This is a genomic window from Psychrobacter sp. DAB_AL62B (genome assembly GCF_028895345.1).
Classification (GTDB): Bacteria; Pseudomonadota; Gammaproteobacteria; order Pseudomonadales; family Moraxellaceae; genus Psychrobacter.
This window is the reverse complement of the sequence record NZ_SAXC01000026.1, coordinates 1-1,163: the sequence shown is the minus strand read 5'-3', so window position 1 is coordinate 1,163 and position 1,163 is coordinate 1. Positions and strand designations below refer to the sequence as shown.

Sequence of the window (1,163 nt, the reverse complement as noted above, 5' to 3'; positions counted from 1 at the left end):
GAGATTAACTGCTAAAATATACCAGCAGGAGAATCCTATGAAAAAGACACGCTTTACTGATAATCAAATCGTTAATATCCTTAAACAAGCAGAACAAGGCGTACCTATCGCTGATTTATGCCGTGAGCATAATGTCGGCCAAAACACCTTTTACAACTGGCGCTCTAAATATGGTGGCATGGATGCTGCGCTTATCACTCGTCTCAAAGAGCTTGAAGTTGAGAATGCTCGCTTAAAAAAGATGTATGCCGATGAATGTCTCAAATCCGATATATTACAGGATGCCATGTCAAAAAAGTGGTAGCGCCACTCAGGCGCAAAGAGATGGCTTGTCACTACATTAAAGAGCATGGCATTAGTATCCGCAGAGCTTGCTTGATCTTTAACATTAGCCTCACCTGTTATTATCACAAGTCGGTAGCAACGGATGAGAACCAGCAGATCGCGCACTTGCTTATAGAGCTGACCGAGCAGAACAAGAACTGGGGCTTTGGATTATGCTTTTTAAGCCTGCGTAACGTGCTGGGACTGCCATACAATCATAAACGGGTGTATCGCATTTACTGTGAGCTTGAATTGAACCTGAGAATCAAACCTAAGCGTCGAATTAAACGCGCCAAACCTGTGCCACTTGCTGTACCTGATAAGATAAACCAAAGTTGGAGCATGGACTTCATGCATGATGCCTTAACTGATGGCAGAGGCTTTAGACTGTTTAACGTCATTGATGATTATAATCGTGAAGCCTTAACCGTTGAGATTGACTTCTCACTGCCTGCTCAAAGAATCATACGTAGTTTAAATCAGCTGATTGAATGTCGAGGTAAGCCTGTTCAAGTAAGATGTGATAATGGACCTGAGTACATCAGCAACGCGCTCAAAGATTGGGCTTTAGATCAAGGTATTACAATCAGTTATATTGAGCCTGGCAATCCACAGCAGAATGCTTATGTTGAGCGCTATAATAGAACGATGCGTTATGATTGGTTAAATCAGGAATTATTTACAGATTTATACCAAGTCCGTCAGCAAGCTGAAGATTGGTTATATCACTACAACCACGAGCGCCCGAATATGGGCAATGGCGGCTTTACGCCAATGCAGAAACTAAACCACGCAGCTTAATTCTATTTGATAAGTGTCTTATGGTTGGGAGGGTTACC

1 protein-coding gene is annotated in these 1,163 nt (G+C 42.5%); it reads left to right on the top strand.

Annotation, left to right across the window (positions count from 1 at the left end; translation table 11 throughout):
* Positions 1 to 37 precede the first annotated feature (37 nt).
* A protein-coding gene (locus tag EPB74_RS13350) for an IS3 family transposase (RefSeq protein ID WP_274904635.1) occupies positions 38 to 1,125 on the top strand; the annotation gives its coding sequence in 2 pieces (ribosomal slippage) (positions 38 to 290 and positions 290 to 1,125; 1,089 coding nt in all).
* The last annotated feature ends 38 nt before the right edge of the window (positions 1,126 to 1,163 follow it).